The sequence below is a fragment of the Candidatus Koribacter versatilis Ellin345 genome, from assembly GCF_000014005.1.
GTDB lineage: Bacteria > Acidobacteriota > Terriglobia > Terriglobales > Acidobacteriaceae > Korobacter > Korobacter versatilis_A.
In genome coordinates, this window is the sequence record NC_008009.1 from 5,612,950 (window position 1) to 5,629,212 (window position 16,263).

17 protein-coding genes are annotated in these 16,263 nt (G+C 58.9%); 8 read left to right on the forward strand and 9 right to left on the reverse strand.

Going from position 1 to position 16,263, the window contains the following annotated elements:
• Positions 1-79 precede the first annotated feature (79 nt).
• Positions 80-745, reverse strand: a complete 666-nt coding sequence (locus tag ACID345_RS24720) for a deoxynucleoside kinase (RefSeq protein ID WP_011525543.1) — start codon at positions 743-745, stop codon at positions 80-82.
• Positions 746-848: 103 nt separating this feature from the next.
• Between ACID345_RS24720 and ACID345_RS24725 the strand changes: the two genes are divergently transcribed.
• From ACID345_RS24725 to ACID345_RS24735, 3 genes are read left to right on the forward strand one after another with little or no spacing between them, the layout of a single operon-like run.
• Entirely contained in the window at positions 849-1,571 is a 723-nt protein-coding gene (locus ACID345_RS24725; protein ID WP_011525544.1) for a polysaccharide deacetylase family protein, read from the forward strand.
• Positions 1,568-1,921 carry an NTF2 fold immunity protein gene (locus ACID345_RS27595; protein ID WP_041856075.1) on the forward strand — a complete coding sequence of 118 codons (354 nt, stop codon included), beginning with the start codon at positions 1,568-1,570 and terminating at the stop codon, positions 1,919-1,921. The genes ACID345_RS24725 and ACID345_RS27595 overlap by 4 nt, the downstream gene beginning before the upstream one ends.
• Before the next feature lie 16 nt (positions 1,922-1,937).
• Positions 1,938-2,498, forward strand: coding sequence for a cysteine hydrolase family protein (locus ACID345_RS24735; RefSeq protein ID WP_011525545.1), 561 nt, complete (start codon positions 1,938-1,940; stop codon positions 2,496-2,498).
• 8 nt (positions 2,499-2,506) lie between these two features.
• Here the strand turns inward: ACID345_RS24735 and ACID345_RS24740 are convergent, their stop codons facing one another.
• The 3 genes from ACID345_RS24740 to fusA form a co-directional block, all read right to left on the reverse strand.
• The gene (locus ACID345_RS24740; protein ID WP_041856076.1) at positions 2,507-2,911 is read right to left on the reverse strand and encodes a hypothetical protein; all 405 of its coding nucleotides are present in this window, start codon (positions 2,909-2,911) and stop codon (positions 2,507-2,509) included.
• A 93-nt stretch (positions 2,912-3,004) separates the two neighbouring features.
• Positions 3,005-3,382 (reverse strand): hypothetical protein, encoded by a 378-nt coding sequence (locus tag ACID345_RS24745; RefSeq protein ID WP_011525547.1) that lies wholly within the window; start codon positions 3,380-3,382, stop codon positions 3,005-3,007.
• Between the two features lie 101 nt (positions 3,383-3,483).
• Positions 3,484-5,589, reverse strand: a complete 2,106-nt coding sequence (fusA, locus tag ACID345_RS24750; RefSeq protein WP_011525548.1) for an elongation factor G — start codon at positions 5,587-5,589, stop codon at positions 3,484-3,486.
• A gap of 415 nt (positions 5,590-6,004) precedes the next feature.
• On the opposite strand from fusA, the gene ACID345_RS24755 reads away from it, so the two are divergent.
• Both ACID345_RS24755 and ACID345_RS24760 read left to right on the forward strand, forming a co-directional pair.
• On the forward strand, positions 6,005-6,628 hold the full coding sequence (locus ACID345_RS24755; RefSeq protein WP_011525549.1) for a DsbA family protein: 624 nt from the start codon (positions 6,005-6,007) through the stop codon (positions 6,626-6,628).
• Between the two features lie 383 nt (positions 6,629-7,011).
• The gene (locus ACID345_RS24760) at positions 7,012-7,422 is read left to right on the forward strand and encodes a DMT family transporter (RefSeq protein WP_011525550.1); all 411 of its coding nucleotides are present in this window, start codon (positions 7,012-7,014) and stop codon (positions 7,420-7,422) included.
• 147 nt (positions 7,423-7,569) lie between these two features.
• Here ACID345_RS24760 and ACID345_RS24765 read toward each other — a convergent pair whose 3' ends face one another.
• Positions 7,570-8,139 carry a hypothetical protein gene (locus ACID345_RS24765; protein ID WP_011525551.1) on the reverse strand — a complete coding sequence of 190 codons (570 nt, stop codon included), beginning with the start codon at positions 8,137-8,139 and terminating at the stop codon, positions 7,570-7,572.
• Positions 8,140-8,222: 83 nt separating this feature from the next.
• Positions 8,223-9,299 carry an aldo/keto reductase gene (locus ACID345_RS24770; protein ID WP_011525552.1) on the reverse strand — a complete coding sequence of 359 codons (1,077 nt, stop codon included), beginning with the start codon at positions 9,297-9,299 and terminating at the stop codon, positions 8,223-8,225.
• Positions 9,300-9,363: 64 nt separating this feature from the next.
• Here ACID345_RS24770 and ACID345_RS24775 point away from each other — a divergent pair, with 64 nt between their 5' ends.
• Entirely contained in the window at positions 9,364-10,164 is an 801-nt protein-coding gene (locus ACID345_RS24775) for a hypothetical protein (protein ID WP_011525553.1), read from the forward strand.
• A 76-nt stretch (positions 10,165-10,240) separates the two neighbouring features.
• Positions 10,241-10,930 carry a hypothetical protein gene (locus ACID345_RS24780; RefSeq protein WP_148210254.1) on the forward strand — a complete coding sequence of 230 codons (690 nt, stop codon included), beginning with the start codon at positions 10,241-10,243 and terminating at the stop codon, positions 10,928-10,930.
• A gap of 417 nt (positions 10,931-11,347) precedes the next feature.
• Here ACID345_RS24780 and ACID345_RS24785 read toward each other — a convergent pair whose 3' ends face one another.
• Both ACID345_RS24785 and tldD read right to left on the reverse strand, forming a co-directional pair.
• Entirely contained in the window at positions 11,348-12,730 is a 1,383-nt protein-coding gene (locus ACID345_RS24785) for a TldD/PmbA family protein (protein WP_011525555.1), read from the reverse strand.
• Positions 12,727-14,154, reverse strand: a complete 1,428-nt coding sequence (gene tldD, locus ACID345_RS24790; RefSeq protein ID WP_011525556.1) for a metalloprotease TldD — start codon at positions 14,152-14,154, stop codon at positions 12,727-12,729. The genes ACID345_RS24785 and tldD overlap by 4 nt, the downstream gene beginning before the upstream one ends.
• A 152-nt stretch (positions 14,155-14,306) precedes the next feature.
• Here tldD and ACID345_RS24795 point away from each other — a divergent pair, with 152 nt between their 5' ends.
• Positions 14,307-15,863, forward strand: coding sequence for a hypothetical protein (locus ACID345_RS24795; protein WP_011525557.1), 1,557 nt, complete (start codon positions 14,307-14,309; stop codon positions 15,861-15,863).
• Here the strand turns inward: ACID345_RS24795 and ACID345_RS24800 are convergent.
• Entirely contained in the window at positions 15,845-16,246 is a 402-nt protein-coding gene (locus tag ACID345_RS24800; RefSeq protein ID WP_041856078.1) for an LPXTG cell wall anchor domain-containing protein, read from the reverse strand. The genes ACID345_RS24795 and ACID345_RS24800 overlap by 19 nt on opposite strands.
• Between the last annotated feature and the right edge of the window lie 17 nt (positions 16,247-16,263).

The window sequence follows — 16,263 nt, forward strand, 5'->3', positions numbered from 1 at the left end:
GCCACACTGTGGGTGTTGTTCAACAATCCTTCAGGGCAAACCACGTATCTCCGCGCAACCTGCTCTGTAAATTTTTGCCTTAATCCGCGTTCGCCGCGTCCTGCCCGAGCGGCAGGAAATATTGTGTTCCGCGAATGGGTTCCGAGACCCGCCGGAGCAGCGCCTGCAGGTCCTCGCTCCGCTCCACAAAATCAATGTCGGAGGTATTCACGATCAGCAGGTCCGACGCCGAGTAGTGAAAGAAGAAGTGCTCGTACGCCTGGTTCACGGCCTCGATGTACTCCTCACTCACCTTGACCTCGCCCGGCGCATTTTTCTTTTTCAGCCGCTTCTTCAGCACCTCGGTCGAGGCCTGCAGATAAATTACCAGGTCGGGAACCGGAATCTCCTGGTGAAAGAGTTTGTAGTAGCGGTCATAAACATCGAACTCCATATCGTCGAGGTTCAACGAGGCAAAAATCTTGTCCTTCTCGAAAATGTAGTCCGAGACGATGACTTTGTTCGGGTTCTTCGGCAGGGCGAGCGCCCGCAACTGCTCGTAGCGCTTAATAAGAAAAGCCATCTGCGCCTGGAAGGCTGCGCCCCGTTCGCCCTCATAAAAAGAGCGGAGGAACTTATTGTCCTCGGGCTCCGAAATGCGCTGCGCGCGCAGAGTCTCCGCGACAACCTTCGCCAGCGTGCTCTTACCGACACGGATGGGACCTTCGACTGCGATATACCGGGGAGGTTCGAAAAGCTTCGCCATGGATTAAATAGTAGTGCGCAGAATAAACCCGCAGCCGCGACGTGGCAATGTGCCGCTCCGGAAGTTTTCCTCAGCCCCGCAAACCTCGATAAAATCAAAGCTGATGCTGGCTCCATTCATCGGATTAGGAGCGCTCGGCCTCGCGAGCGCCGCCGGATACCACACCATGGGTCCGACCTCGCAGCTCTATGGCCGCAACTTCGTCGGCCTGCCGAAGGGCACAAAAAAACTCGCACTCACCTACGATGACGGCCCCAACGATCCATATACCGAAAGCATCCTCAATGTTTTGGATATACATGACGTCAAGGCCACCTTCTTCCTCATCGGCCGTTATGTCCGCCAACGCCCCGATCTCGTCCGACGCCAGGTAGTCCTCGGCCACGCCATCGGCAATCACACGTGGGACCACCCCAACCTCATCTTCTCCACGCCGCATTCGTTGCGCTCACAACTCGGAAAGACCTCGCAGGAGATCTTCGATGCCTGCGGCCAGAAGCCCACGCTTTTCCGTCCGCCCTTCGGTGGCCGTCGCCCTGGCGTAATCCAGACCGCGAGTTCGATGGGCATGACCGCCGTCATGTGGAATGTGACCTGTTACGACTGGAGCGCTACTTCCAACGAGAAAATCGAGGCGCACGCCGCCCGCCAGATTCGCGGCGGCGATGTCATCCTCCTCCACGATGGAGGTCACAAATTCTTCGGCGCCGATCGCAACTGGACCGTCAAAGCGACGGACAATTTGATCCGGCGGTATAAGGACGAGGGGTATGAGTTTGTGACGGTGCCGGAGATGCTCAGCGAAGGGATAGTCCACAGACTATGAAATTCCGTTGGATCTTGCCTTTCTTGTTATTGTCCCCGATCGTTAACGGCCAAGATAAGACCAGTGGGTTCATACCCGCGTCAGGGTTCGTTCCCGATGCTACGACTGCAATCAAGATCGCTAATGCTGTCCTCGTGCCCGTCTATGGAGAGAAGCAGATCTCCTCGGAACTGCCGCTGCGGGCAGAACTCGAGCAAGGCACTTGGATCGTCCGAGGAACTTTGAATTGCGCGCCACCACCCGCTCACGACCTGCCTGGAAAAAAGACCCTTTCCTGTGAGGGAGGTACCGCCGTCGTGCGTATCTCAAAGTCAGATGGAAAAATTCTCTTCATGACGCATTACAAGTAGTGTTACAGGAGCCACCATGAACCTCCCTCGCCACGCCGTCCTCCTCATCGTTGACGTCCAATCCGGCTTCGAGGACGAAGCCCACTGGGGACCGCGTAACAATCCCGACGCCGAGAAGAACATCGCCCGCATGTTGGAAGCTTTCCGCGAGGCTGGGCGACCGGTCATTTTCATCCAGCACATGTCACAGGAACCGAACTCCCCACTGCGCAGTAGTGAGCCCGGCAACGCCATCCATCCTCTGGTCGCGCCCAAAGGCGAACGCGTCTTCCAGAAGACGGTTCACTCCGCGTGGATCAACACCCCGCTCGAGCGCACCCTTCGTGCCGCCGCCCAGGACACTCTCGTCGTCTGTGGCCTCACCACCGACCACTGCGTCTCCACCACCACGCGCATGGGTGCCGACATGGGTTTCACCATCTACCTGGTGGACGACGCCTGCGCCTGTCACGACCGCAAAACCCGCGACGGCCGCACAATTCCCGCAGCACAGGTGCACGAGAGTGAACTCGCAGCTCTGCACAATGAGTTTGCAACGGTCACAACAACGGATGAAGTTTTACAGGCTGTAACTTAGAGGAACGCTTACGCGACGGGCACGTCCGCGTAACGCGGTGGGGCGCTCAGTCCAAGCGCATTCAACACTTCCGGCCAGCTTTTCACCACATGAACGTTGGGCCGCTTGCCGGCGGTCATTCCCTGGTACATACGCGCTATACCGAAGATATATTCGTGCGGCGCCAGGATCACGCCAAGTACATCGCTTTCGAAGACCGGTCGCAGTCCAGCCAGGGACGTAACGAAAGAGCTGTCGAAATCGACGCTCTCGATGGCCGAGCAATCATAGACAACCGCTCGCGGTCGAAGTTGCTCTCCAAGACGACGTAACGTCCCCATCAGCACCAGCAATGGCGCAGAATCGACCCTGCCGACCAGCGTCACTTTCAGCACTTCCGTACGCGAGTCGAATGCAAACGCCGTCTCCATCATTGCTCCACATCAAGGAAGGTACGACATCTTCTCGCACCCACGCCCAAAAGGAAAGGGCACCGCGCGGTGCCCTTCGATTCCCAAAGTAACTCCCTATCCTTCCTCAGGAATGCCTAGTTCGGCATAGGCCTCCGCCACACTCCGGACCACGAAGATCTCTCCGGAAAGAGCCGCCTCCGCCGCGAGTTCAAACATCCGCGCCATGCCAAACTGCACGTCGCATGGTGCCACAAAAACGAGACGCGTACCTTTCGGAAACGCGCCGCTCCCGGCAAGCCGGAGGTTGGTTTGAGACTTTACCGATAAACTGGAAATGCATCCCAAATCAACGATCACATTTCGCACCGCGTGGCGTTTCATTGCCTCCAAGTCTTCTGCGAACCCTTCCAGTAGCCCCGCATCCGTAAGCTCGCCATCGTAACGGATGTGAAGCAAACCAAACTCCTCCCGAATATCAATCGTGTGCGCCATGACAAAACTGCCTGACTCTGAAATCGGCGACTTTCCGGGAAAGTTTATGAAACACAGAAGGGCACCATGCGGTGCCCTTCTGTATCGAAACTAATAACCCACTACTCTTCTTCTTCCACCACCTCGCCCCGCTCAGCCTTAGCTTGCGCCACGACCTTCTCCTGGATCGCCGACGGCACGATATCGTAATGGTTCATCTCCATCGTGAAGCTGCCGCGTCCCTGTGTCATCGACGTCAGGTCAGTTCCGTACGTCAGCATCTCGGCCATCGGCACCTCGGCTTTCACTACTGTGCTGCCGGCCTTGTTGTCCATGCCCTGGATACGCCCGCGCCGCGAATTGAGGTCGCCCATAATGCCGCCCGCAAACTCGTCCGGCGCCGTGATCTCCACGTTCATAATCGGCTCAAGCAGCGTCGGCTTCGCGGTTTCCATTGCCTTGCGGAAGGCGATACGTCCTGCGGTCTTAAACGACATTTCGTTCGAGTCCACGTCATGGTAGCTGCCGTCGTAGAGAATCACGCGGAAGTCCACCACCGGGAAGCCGGCAAGGTATCCGCGAGCCGCCGCTTCTACGATGCCCTTTTCCACTGCTGGAATGAAGTTCTTCGGAATCGAGCCACCGAAGATGTCGTTCACGAACTCAAAGTTCCCACCGCGCGGCAGTGGCTCCATCTTGATCTTGCAATCACCAAACTGGCCGTGGCCGCCCGACTGCTTCTTGTGGCGTCCCTGCACATCGGCCTTGCCGCGAATCGTCTCGCGGTACGGCACCTTCGGAGCCTTCAGGATGACCTCGGTGTGGTAGCGCTTCTTCAGCTTCGAAACCACTACTTCGATGTGTTGTTGTCCGGTGCCGGCAACCAGGAATTCCTTGGTCTGTGGATCACGGAAAAAGCGCAGCAGAGCGTCTTCTTCCATCATCTTGTGGATACCGTTCGACAGCTTGTCTTCGTCGGCACGGGTCTTCGGCTCGATGGCATAGGTGATCGCCGGCTCGGCGAATTTCACCATCGGATATTGGATCGGTGCAGCCTTGTCGCCTAGCGTGTCGCCCGTAAGGGTCTCGCGCAGTTTCGCTACCGCGCCAATGTCGCCCGCGTGCAGATCGTTGACCTGCGTCAGCGCCTTACCCTGGATCGCCGAAATGTGCGCCAGCTTTTCCGAGCTGTTGCGCGTGAAGTTCTGCAGCGTCGCATCGTTCTTCACCACACCCGAGAAAACTTTGAATAACGAAATGCGCCCCGCGAACGGATCGTTCACCGTCTTAAACACATACGCCGACGCCGGTTCGCTGTCGGCAATCTTCCGCTCCGGAGGAGCACCGTTGTTCGGTGTCGCTTCGCCTTTCACCGTCTTCTTTTCAACCGCGGTCGGCATGTAATCCGCGATGAAGTCCAACACTTCATCCGTGCCCATGTTGCCAAGGCCAGAAGCAAACAGCACCGGGAAGATCTTGTCGTCGCGAATCGCATTATGAATGCCGCTCACGATGTGCTCTTCGCCGATCGTGCCCGTCGAAAAGAACTCTTCCATCAACACATCGTCGCCCTCGGCCACCAGTTCCACCAGTCGCTCATGCGCCGCTTTCGCTTCTTCGGCCATGTTCGCTGGGATCTCGCCGACCTTGGCTCTGCCGTTGCCGCCCATGTCGTAGGTGTAGGCCTTCATCTTCACCAGGTCGATCACGCCGGTAAAGCTCTTCTCCGCGCCCACCGGCAACTGCACCGGAACCACGGTCCGCCCGAACGCCGCCGTCAGCGAATCCATCACCCGCGTGAAGTCCGCGCGCTCGCGGTCCATGCGCGTGCAGACAACCGTTCTCGGCATTGCTAAATCTTCGCAATACTGCCAAATCTTCTGGGTCACTACCTGGACGCCGCTCACCGCGTCCACCACCACCATCGCCGCATCCACCACCGGCAAAATCATTTCGGCTTCGTGGATGAACAGGTTAAATCCGGGGGTATCAATCAGGTTGATCTTGCAGTTGTGCCACTCGCAATAGGCAGGAGCCGCCGACAGCGTCATCAACCGCGCCACTTCTTCTTCTTCGTAATCGGTGACGGTGTTGCCTTCGTCCACGCGCAACAGCTTGGGCGTGGCGCCCGCGGTGTACAGCATGGCCGAAGCCAACGAGGTTTTGCCGGAATGCGAGTGGCCCACTAAGGCCACGTTTCGGATATTTGCGCCTTCGTAGCTCTTCACGAATAACTCCTTAGGATGAGCCTTCCGCGAACCGCGCGTCGTCAACTTCGGCGCGTGTCAAGCTCGGACGCTCACACCTCGGACGCTCGATACACTGAGCGCTTCAGACCCCAAGGTGTGCCAATGAGGCGAAAGGCGGGCGCGCAGGACTCGCGCGTCCGGAGAGCTTGCTACAGCCGAAAAATACTACTACACCACCAGAGCCGCCTCAAATGACCTGCATCACAGAACCGCGTTCTGTCATTGCGAGGAGCGTAGCGACGTGGCAATCCCGACGCCGCATAAGTCGTCACGATCGCCAAAAGTCTCTCCCACCACTGCTACCCTCCCTCCTGCCCAGGAGCAAAGCGATCCACCAAAACGACCTCCGGTGATCCAACCCGTCTAACCTTCTTTCGGGTAACATAAATCCGTCATGCTTTCCCGCCTTTCCCATCTCGCTCTCTTCCTGGCCCTGGCCACCGCCTTCGCCCTGGCCGGCGACACCTCCGCCCTCAAGCCGCCCAAGGGCGCCAAAGTCGCCATCATCGTCTTCGAAGACCTCCAGTGTCCCGACTGCGCCCGCGCCGCGCCGCTCGTCCACGAGGCCGCCAAGACCTACAAGATCCCGCTCGTGCAGTACGACTTCCCGCTGCCCCAGCACAACTGGTCCTTCGACGCCGCCGTCAACGCGCGCTGGTTCGACGCCAAGTCCAAGGAAATCGGCGACCAATACCGGCTCTACTGCTTCTCGCACCAGAACGAGATCACGCCTGACAATCTCCGCTCCAAGAGCGAAGCCTTCGCCACCGAGCACAAGCTGACCTTCCCGACCTTCGTCGACCCCAGCGGATCCCTCACCGCCAAGGTCAAGGCCGACTACGACCTCGGCCAGCGCGTTGGAATCGTCCACACCCCCACGCTCTACGTCGTCAGCAACACCTCGCGCGGCACCCCGTTCGTCGAAGTCGTCGATCGCACCCAGCTTTACACCCTGATCGACAACATGCTCAAAGAAGCTGACCCGGTTCCGACGGAAAAAACGGCCGCCAAGCACTAGGCTCTTAAGTCATTGAAAGCCCGTGGACTGCACCAGAAATGGTGCAGTTTGTCTTTATCCCGGGGCCCGCCTAAGCCTCTGATTGCCCGTAACTTATTGATATTAATGCTCCTGTAACAAGGCCACCGTTGGCGCATCTACTCGCATCCGAGTAGAATAGGTACTGCGAGGCCTTTATGAAATCGCACATTCCGCATGTTTGGCTTACCCCGGATTTAAACCCCGCCCTGTACTCCTTACCCGACCATTAGGGTGCCTTCGGCTCGAGCTTTGATCCGCCATACTCCCCGGCCGTACGACGTGGCCTCACGGTACGAACACACGTCAGCGTAGCCCGGGCGAGGTCTTTCCATTCCCTTAGCTCGTACCAGAAGGCAGCCTTTATGTGCTGGCTATGGTTGTTTTTAGCAATCGCTCTTGAAGTCGCAGCAACGATCCTGATGAAGTATTCCGACGGTTTCACCCGCTTCGGCCCGACGGTGGGCATGCTTGTGCTCTACGCCCTCAGCCTGGCGCCGTTGGCCCGCGTCCTGAAAGAACTTGAAGTAGGCGCGGTCTACGCCATCTGGTCGGCCCTCGGCACGGTCGCAGTGGCCCTGCTCGGCATGGTCCTGTTCCACGAACCCGCCAATGCCCTGAAGGTCTTCTCGATCGTCCTGATCATTGTCGGAGTCGTCGGCTTGAACCTGAGTGGCCGCAGTTCGAAGAACGAGATCGAGGCCCATAACAAAGCCGACATCCGCCTGGCCGCGACCGCCGTAACCCCGGTGGTGAAAGCCTCCAACCACCGCTAACATTTCACCAACAAAAAAGGAGTGGCCCCGAGCCACTCCTTTTTCACTTCTCGCAGTTTTTTAACCCTGTCATGCTGAGCGGAGTTTCGCGAAGCGAAACGGAGTCGAAGCACCCCTATCCTCGCGAAACCGCTGTCAACAAGGTATTTACTTCGTCGTCCCGGTAGTCGTAACCACCCGCACTTCCGGCATCTGATGGTTCCACCCCTGCGGCACCGCATCCACCGTGATCCGCGCCGTCCGCTGCTCGCCCGCCTTCAGCGGCTCATTCACCGGACTCTTCGTATCTCCCGTCGTCGCATCGGTGTTCTTCGCGCCCGCTTTGATATCCACCAGCATCACCGGCGCGTTCACCACCGCTGTCCGGCCGTCGGCCAGCGTAAAAGTCACGGCCGCCATTAACCCGTTGATGACCTCGTTGCCGTTATTCACCACATTGCCGTCGAAGTTCAGCGCCCCGCCATTTGGCGCCTCGGTCATATGCAGCCCGGAAAGCTGGATATCTTCCGGCCCTGGCTGCGCCGCCGTAGACGAAATCGCCTCACCGCTTTTCGGTGCTCGCGGCATGAAGTACATCACTGCCGCCAGCAGCAGTAGCGCCGTTATGATCGCCAGCACCACGCCCGGAAAGGCACTCGTCGGCGGCTCGGCTTTCGGCACCAGCCGCGGTCCACGCCGCTCTTCCGGATGTTCAGGAATCCTGGGATTTGTGGCCATACTTTTCCCTCCAGATTGGTTTAGGGACTCTGAGATGGGATGGCCTGAAATCGCCCGCGGTTGACCTGAATCGCAAGCTGCTGCTACAGCCCTTTCGTCCTCCTTACCTCCGTTTTGCCTGTAACTCCCGCCTGCATCGTCTCGCCAAAAAACAAATACGGATACTGCTCCTCTGGCGCGCTCACCTCATCCAGCTTCTTCCGCGCCGATTCCGGCAACTCGAAATCCAGGGCCGCTAGACTGTCGTGGAACTGTTGCAGCTTGCTCGCGCCGATAATCGTGGAACTCACGCCCGTCCGGTTTGTCACCCAGTTCAGCGCCACCTGCGCGGGAGGCTTCCCAACCTCCTTCGCCACCTCGTGCAGCGCATCAATGATCTTCCAATTGCGTTCCGTAAACAGCTTGTTGAATGCCGGGTTTCCCGACGCCGATTCCACGCTCAACCGCCCCTCGCCCGCCGGACGCGCGCTACCCTTTTCGCGTTTGTATTTTCCCGACAGCATGCCACCCGCGATCGGACTCCACGGCATAATCCCCATCCCGAACTCCAGCGCCGCCGGAATGTGTTCGCGCTCAATGTTCCGCTCCAGCAGCGAATACTCCAGTTGCCAAGCGCAGAACTTCTCCAGCCCGTGGAACTCCGCCAACGACTGCGCCCGCGCCACATACCACGCCGGCGAATTCGACATCCCGATGTACCGCACCTTCCCCTCGCGCACCAGTCCCGTCAGCGTCGCCATCACCTCTTCCACTGGCGTGAACCGGTCCCAGTTGTGCACCCAATAGAGATCGAGATAGTCCGTCTGCAGTCGCCGCAGCGAGGCTTCAACCGCCGCGTAAATGTTCTTCCGCCCATTCCCGCCCCCATTCGGATCGCCCTCGCCCATCGCAAACGCAAACTTCGTCGCCAGCACGATCCTGTCGCGATCACCCCGGTCCTTGATGAACTTCCCGATCAACGTCTCGCTGGTCCCGCCGGTATACCCGTTGGCGGTATCAATAAAATTCCCACCCGCGTCGAGATACGCATTGAAGATCTGTCGCGCCGTGTCCTCTGCCGATCCCCATCCCCACTCGGTTCCAAACGTCATCGTCCCCAAACAAAGCGGAGAAACCTTCAATCCACTGCGGCCCAGTACGTTGTAATACGCGAGAGACATGAGAGCTCCTTAAGAGAATTGGTTTGTATAGATGAACCAACGCAGTCTAGGATTTCGTTAATTTATGCGCAGCATCATTTGGCGATTTTGTGCTCACAGGATCGTGCGATCGAGCGCTGCTCATCGCATCGTCACGCTCGGCACAATGCTGCTCATAACCCAGCCTGCCCTGGCCTGCGAACCTGTGATCCCCTTCATCATGACAACGGTTCCGGCTCTTGGGCTCCACTCGCTTTGGGTGCTTGCCGGAGCAGTCGCCGTGAAGTGCGTACTTTTCACCCGCTTCGAGCGCCGGCTGCCAAGTGGGCGCGCAGCGTGGGGAATGTTCGTCGGGAACATCTACACGACCTTCCTCGGCATTCTGGTCGCTGGGTTGATCGGAAGTGCCTCCGACCTGATTATTTGGATGATCGCTGCTCCCATCGTCTTCGGCCTTTGCTGGCTTCCCGCACGACGTTTGATTGCGGAGTCCCGCGTTCCATCGCCCAGCTCTCGCGGCGGAGCCGCCGCGCTGCTCACCACCGCCTTTTTTGTGAGTTGCTATCTTTTCTTGATCGGGCAGGTGGCGATCGACACCCGTCAACTCGTCGTCTATTGGATCGTCAAAATCGCTGCCATCTCGATCGCTCTGTTCGCGAGCGTCTCGCTCACCACAATTTGGGAAGAGTGGACCGTCTGGCGCGTCAATTCGCGGCCCGAAGGCGTGTCATACTTCCCCTCAGTCCTTCGTACGAACCTGTACGTTCTCATTCTCGTTCTTCTCGTCCCGGCCGCAATCAACCTGCCGAAACGGCTCCACTCCCCCGACTTCCTCACGCGGCGCCATGCTACGACCACTGCCCAAACCATCGCACCTAAGCGTTAGCACCAAAGGGGCGTCAAGCGGCTGTATAGAACTCGAAAGCTGAGCTGCGATTCACCGCGCAATGAAAATCTACAGCGTGCCCCGTAAAGCGAAGCTGGGCCGAACTCGAGAGTTGACGGTACTCTTACTCTCCCTCGTTCTCATTCCGGTCGCTGCCATCGTCCTGCTCGCGACGAACGAGGCATGGTCTCTGTCGACGAAGGAGCTAGTTCTTGCCATTGCTTTTGCGGTTTGGACTCTGCTCGTGATCGTAGCGACGATGACTGTGGGGAATCAGAGGGCCCAAGCCCGTGGCTTGCAGCGCCGCCGTGATGGAATCTACTTCACTTTGGAAAACGGGATCCTCACCCGCCACCTAACCGGCGAGCTCGACATTAACATCGGCGCCAGCGAGATCGACCGCATCGAGGAGTTTCCCTATTCACTCAAAGTTCAATCCAGCGGCGGACGCAATATTCAAATCCCTGGCGACACCGATCGCTACGCCGACCTCCGCGCCGAACTCGACAAGATTAGCCCGGTCGTTGCGATCTCGAAACCGAAGCGCCCAGCTTTCCTGGTGGCGACGTCATCGGTCGCTGCCGTCGCGATCATCGCCTCGCTCGTCCTACTCCCGCTAGCCCGTGAAACTCGTGTCCGCTATATCAGCGCCGCCGTGCTCGTGGCCGCTCTAACCTGGCAATACGTTATCTCCCCATTGATCTTCTCGGCCATCAAACCAAAGCGCCTCCCGCAACCCCAGTCGCGTAGCGACGCAATGAAATAGCCCGCCACGTGAGTGGAGGGAACACGGGCACGGTCTAGCTTCTCTCGGTCTCCCGAGAACCCTTCAGGGGACGACACTTCGGCGCATCTCACAACATCGCGTGACGACCATCACGCCCGACCCGTGCATCCGTCACCGACTCGCCGCGTGATCCTTTGCTAATGTGCCAAGCAGGGTCAGCAGGCTCGGGCTCAGTGCCCATCGCCTCTGACCTCGTCAATTTCCCACGGCTCTTTTACAACCTCAAACGGCGCTGTCATGCCGGGGGAGACGCCTATGTTTAGGCTTCTCCCGCCCGCAACTTGTTTGTTTTGAAGATTTTGCCTATAACTCTTTTGGATTGAATATTTTGCGAGTGATGGATTAGGTAAGTCTCGCGTTTTGAAGATTTTGCGCGTTTCGCGGGGGAGGGGTACCCTACTCGCCGCCCACCGTCATCCCATCAATCCGCATAGTCGGACAGGCCACCGACCCACGGAATTCGAGATCGTTGCCGATCTCCACCACGCTGTGCAGCATGTCGCGCAGATTCCCGGCAACCGTGACCTCTTCCACCGGGAACGTGAGTTCCCCGTTCTGGATCCACACGCCGCTGGCGCCCCGCGAAAAATCGCCGGTCACCAGGTTCACGCCGGAGCCAAGGAATTCCGTGACGTAGAAACCGTCTTTCACATCGGCAAAAATCTGCTGCGGCGTGCGCGTGCCAGGCTCCATAAAGAAGTTCCCGGCGCCGATTCCCGGGGTGCCCGCCAATCCGCGCGCGGCATTACCCGTCGTCTGTAGCTTCAACTTCTTCGCAGTGTAGGTATTGAGCAGGTAAGAATTCAAAATGCCCTTCTCAATCACCACTGTGCGTCGCGTCGGCACACCCTCGGCATCAAAGGGACTCGACCCGAAACCGCCGACCATCGTTCCATCGTCGACGATCGTCACATTGGCGCCGGCAATTTTCTCGTTGAGCTTGCCCGCCAGGTACGACGCGCCACGATACACGCTGTCGCCATTCACCGCTTCGAAGATATGCCCGAGCAGTGACCCAGCCACCAGCGGATCGAACACGATCGGAACCCGCGCCGTCTTCACCTTCTTCGCGCCCAACCTTCGCAGCGCACGGCGCGCCGCTTCGCGGCCCACGTCTTCCGGCGATTCGAGCATGCTCAGCGTCCGCGCAACCGAGAACCAGTAGTCGCGCTGCATCGCTGAGCCTTCCTGCTGCGCAATCGGCACCGCCGACACCGAGCAGTACGAGCGGCTGTAATCGCCGATGAAGCCATTCGAATTCGCGAGTACCTTCACGCCATTCGCTGCGTCGAAGCTGGCTCCATCGGAGTTCTGGATCCGCGGATCGGCTTCCATTGCGGCCCGCTCCGCGCGCTTCGCGTAATCAATGCGATCGGCCGTCGAAAGCGAGTAAACATCCTCGTAATACAGATCGAGGTTGGTTGTGATCTGCCCAAGTTGCTCGGGTTCCGGGATCCCCGAGAACGGGTCTTCCGAAGTGATCTTCGCCAAATCGAGCGCACCGCGCACCATGTTGTCGATGCCCTGCGGCGAGAAGTCGCTCGACCAGGTGCTCGCCGAGCGCTTACCGAAGAACACGCGCACGCCCATCGAACGCGAGCCCGATTCCTTCAGCGTCTCCACTTCGCCGAGACGCACGGTTGTCGAGAACTCCGACCCGTCGCGCAGCACGACTTCGGCGGCGGTCGCGCCGCCCTTCATCGCCTTGCGTACTACGTCCGCGGAGAGTTCGCGCAGGTCTACCGTCGAGACGCTTTGGACCGGGGTCGTAGTGCTCATCGTCCCGTGCCTCCGACCGTCAGCCGATCCACCTTCAACGTAGGAATACCCACGCCGACAGGCACCGACTGCCCATCCTTGCCGCAAGTACCCACGCCTTCATCGAGCTTCAGGTCGTTGCCAACCATGCTGACGCGCGTCAGCACGTCGGGCCCATTGCCGATCAGCGTCGCGCCCTTGAGCGGCGCCGTGACCTGGCCGTTCTCAATCAGGTATGCCTCACTCGCGGCAAACACGAACTTGCCGTTCGTGATGTCCACCTGTCCGCCGCCGAAGTTCACGGCATATACGCCGTACTTCACGCTCTTGATGATGTCCTCGGGATCGTCCTGCCCCGCGAGCATGTAGGTGTTGGTCATGCGCGGCATGGGAATGTGCTCATAACTTTCGCGGCGTCCGTTGCCAGTGTTCGCCATGCCCATCAGCCGCGCCGAGAGTTTGTCCGTGAGATAGCCCTTAAGAATGCCATTCTCGATCAGCACGGTGTTGTTTGTCGGATTGCCTTCGTCGTCCACGTTGAGCGATCCGCGACGGCTCGGCATAGTTCCGTTGTCCACCACGGTGCATTTCTCGCTCGCCACGCGTTGCCCCATCAATCCGGCAAACGCCGATGTCTTCTTGCGGTTGAAGTCCGCTTCCAGCCCGTGACCAATGGCTTCGTGCAGGAGAATTCCCGGCCATCCCGGTCCCAGCACAACTTCCATCTCTCCCGCCGGCGCCTCGCGAGCGTCGAGTTGGATGATGGCTTGTCGCGCGGCTTCCTTCGCGAAGTGTTCCGGTGAGGCTTCACCCTCGAAGTATTCGCTTCCGACGCGTCCGCCGCCACCGGCGCTGCCGCGAGCTGAACCGAGATCGTTCTTTGCAATGCAGAACACGCTCATCCGCGAGAGCGGCTGCACATCTTCGGCGAACGTCCCGTCGGAACCAATAACGAGGATCTTGCGCAGCTCATCCGCGTAGCTGACGCGCACTTCCTGGATCCGCGAATCGTAGGATCGCGCCGCTTCGTCCGAGCGCTTAACCAGTTCGAGCTTGCCCAGGACGTCCGAGCCCAGCACTCCGCTCGTAATCGGATACAGGTCGGCCTTCTTCCTGAGCTCGTTGGCGTTTACGATCGGCGTCTTCGCTGGTCCACTCGCGATCAGCGCCGCGGTCTTGGCCGCATGTAGGATCTTTTCCGGCGCCAGGTCGTCGGTATAGGCATAGCCCGTCCGTTCACCCGCGACCACGCGCACCCCACACCCGGCGGAAATCCCCTGCGAGGCCGACTTCACCATTGACTCGTCCAGCGATATAGAAGTCGTAGTCAGGTATTCGAAATAGAGGTCGGCATAGTCACCGCCGGCCGAGAGCGCCGCGCCCAGGTACTTTTCGACGTTCTGTTCAGTAAGTCCGTATTTTTGAAAGAAGAACTGCTTATCCATGGTGTTCACAACCTTTTGGATGACCTGAGAGGAACGAATGATCCACGGCGGGATAAGCCACTGAGGCCAGTGCTTGATTATGTCACAACCATGTGTGTCGGAAGCCGCTGATTCTGCCGAAATTAGCGGTCAAAATAGCTCTCTGGAGTTCTATGGCGTCCCTCAGTTCGGCCTCTCCCATCACCCCGACAGCACTCACCCGGATGCTCGACGAGTATCTGGCAAGCGAACCTTCAGCCACCGTCCTGGAGGACGATGTACCCCTTTTCCACCTCGACGACTGCCGCTACTCCATCAGCGAGAGCAATGGCAAATGCCTGCTCCATCTCTGGTCCGAGGAACGCAACATCGTGCGCCGCGTCCTCGACGCCGAACGAAAGAACGGCTCTCTGTGTCTCTCCGTGCAGCGCTTCGGAAAATCGCAGCCGATCGTGCTTGAGTTTTGCGCCACCCGCGACAGCCGCTCTGCGTCGGCCAAGAAAGCCTCTCGCGCTTTGTACGCGAAGCTATTGAAGCGCGTCCTCACTGCCAACAATCCCGGATTTCGTATCGAAGCGCTCTCCACTTCGATGGATCTGGAGCGCTCCTTCAGCCCGATCTACACCCGCGCGCTGATTCGCCGCGGAAACTCTGCCTTCGCTGTACTTGGCGTAAATGCAACAGAGTTGCAGCCTTCGATTGATGCCGCTCTCGGCTTCGGCATTCTCTGGCTCGAAGCATGTCGCCGCCACGCACCGCAATGTCTTGTGGAAGGGCTGAAGCTCTTTGCTCCGCCCGGAACTTCCGCCGTTCTGCGCCAGCGCATGGCCCACCTCAATCGCGAACTTGCGAAATGGGAGCTCCACGAACTCGAAGAGCGCACCGAACAACTTACTACCCTCGATACCACCGACGCCGGCAACATCGCCACCCGGCTCGTCCACGCGCCCGACAAACACTCCGCTTTGCAGCGCTTCGGAGGTTCGATCGCACAGGTTCTCGCAGTAGTCCCCGAAGCCGAGCCCGTCGTCGTCTCCGCCACCGAGCTCGCGTTTCGCCTGCATGGATTGCAACTTGCAGGAGCGCGTATCGGCGTCTCGCGCGATTCCTTCCGCCCTGCCGAGCAGCTCTATTTTGGAGTCCGCTCCGCAGAATTCCCCGTTACCGATGACAACCAGGAAAGCTTCCGCGAGTACCTGCAATACATTCGCGACCGCCGGACCGCCCGCGATCACTCCGATCCGATCCATCGCGCCGTGCCGGAGCGCTGGATTGAATCCATGATCGTCCGCGACGTCACGGTCCTCGATTCACGCCTCGACGGCCAGCACGTTTACTCCCAAGTCCCAGCGTTCGCCGCGTGCGATCGCGCGATGATCGACGTGCTCACCACGACGCACGATGGCCGCCTCGCCGTACTCGAGCTAAAAGCCGACGAAGACATCCATCTTCCGTTGCAGGGTTTGGATTATTGGTCGCGCGTGCGCTGGCACCATCGTCGCGAAGAGTTCCAGAAGTTCGGCTACTTCACCGGACGCGAACTCTCCAAGGCATATCCGCTTCTGTTGCTGGTCGCTCCGGCACTTCGGGTGCATCCGACGACCGACCAGATTTTGCAGTATCTATCTCCAGAAATCGATTGGACGTTACTGGCAATCGATGAACGCTGGCGCGACGGCATTCGCGTTATCTTCCGCAAACATTCACCGCATTACGCCGCGCGGCGGTAGTCATCACGATCGTTTCGATTCGAAGCAGTATTGCGCGAAGCCAGCACGCTTCGCCGCCGAATGAACACCAGCAAGCCAATCAACCCAAGCAGCGCCACAATCGCGAGCAAGCTGAAACTCATCGTGGCACGACCCGTGGACGGATTCACCGTCCCGCGATCATTCGCAATTGCATTATTGGCCTCGCGCTTGGAGTCCGGAACCGCTTGGTCGGATTTTGCGGTTTTGGATGGTGTCGCCGTGTCCGATTGTTTCGCCGGGGCAATGATGGCGTTCCCGTTGGAATCAGAGCTGCCCGTGGGGTTCTGCGCCCGCACCGGATGCAACCCGAGCAATGCGGAAAAGGCCAACACAAGAAGAATACCGAGAAGCTTGGATCGCATGGGCCCGCCTACTCCAG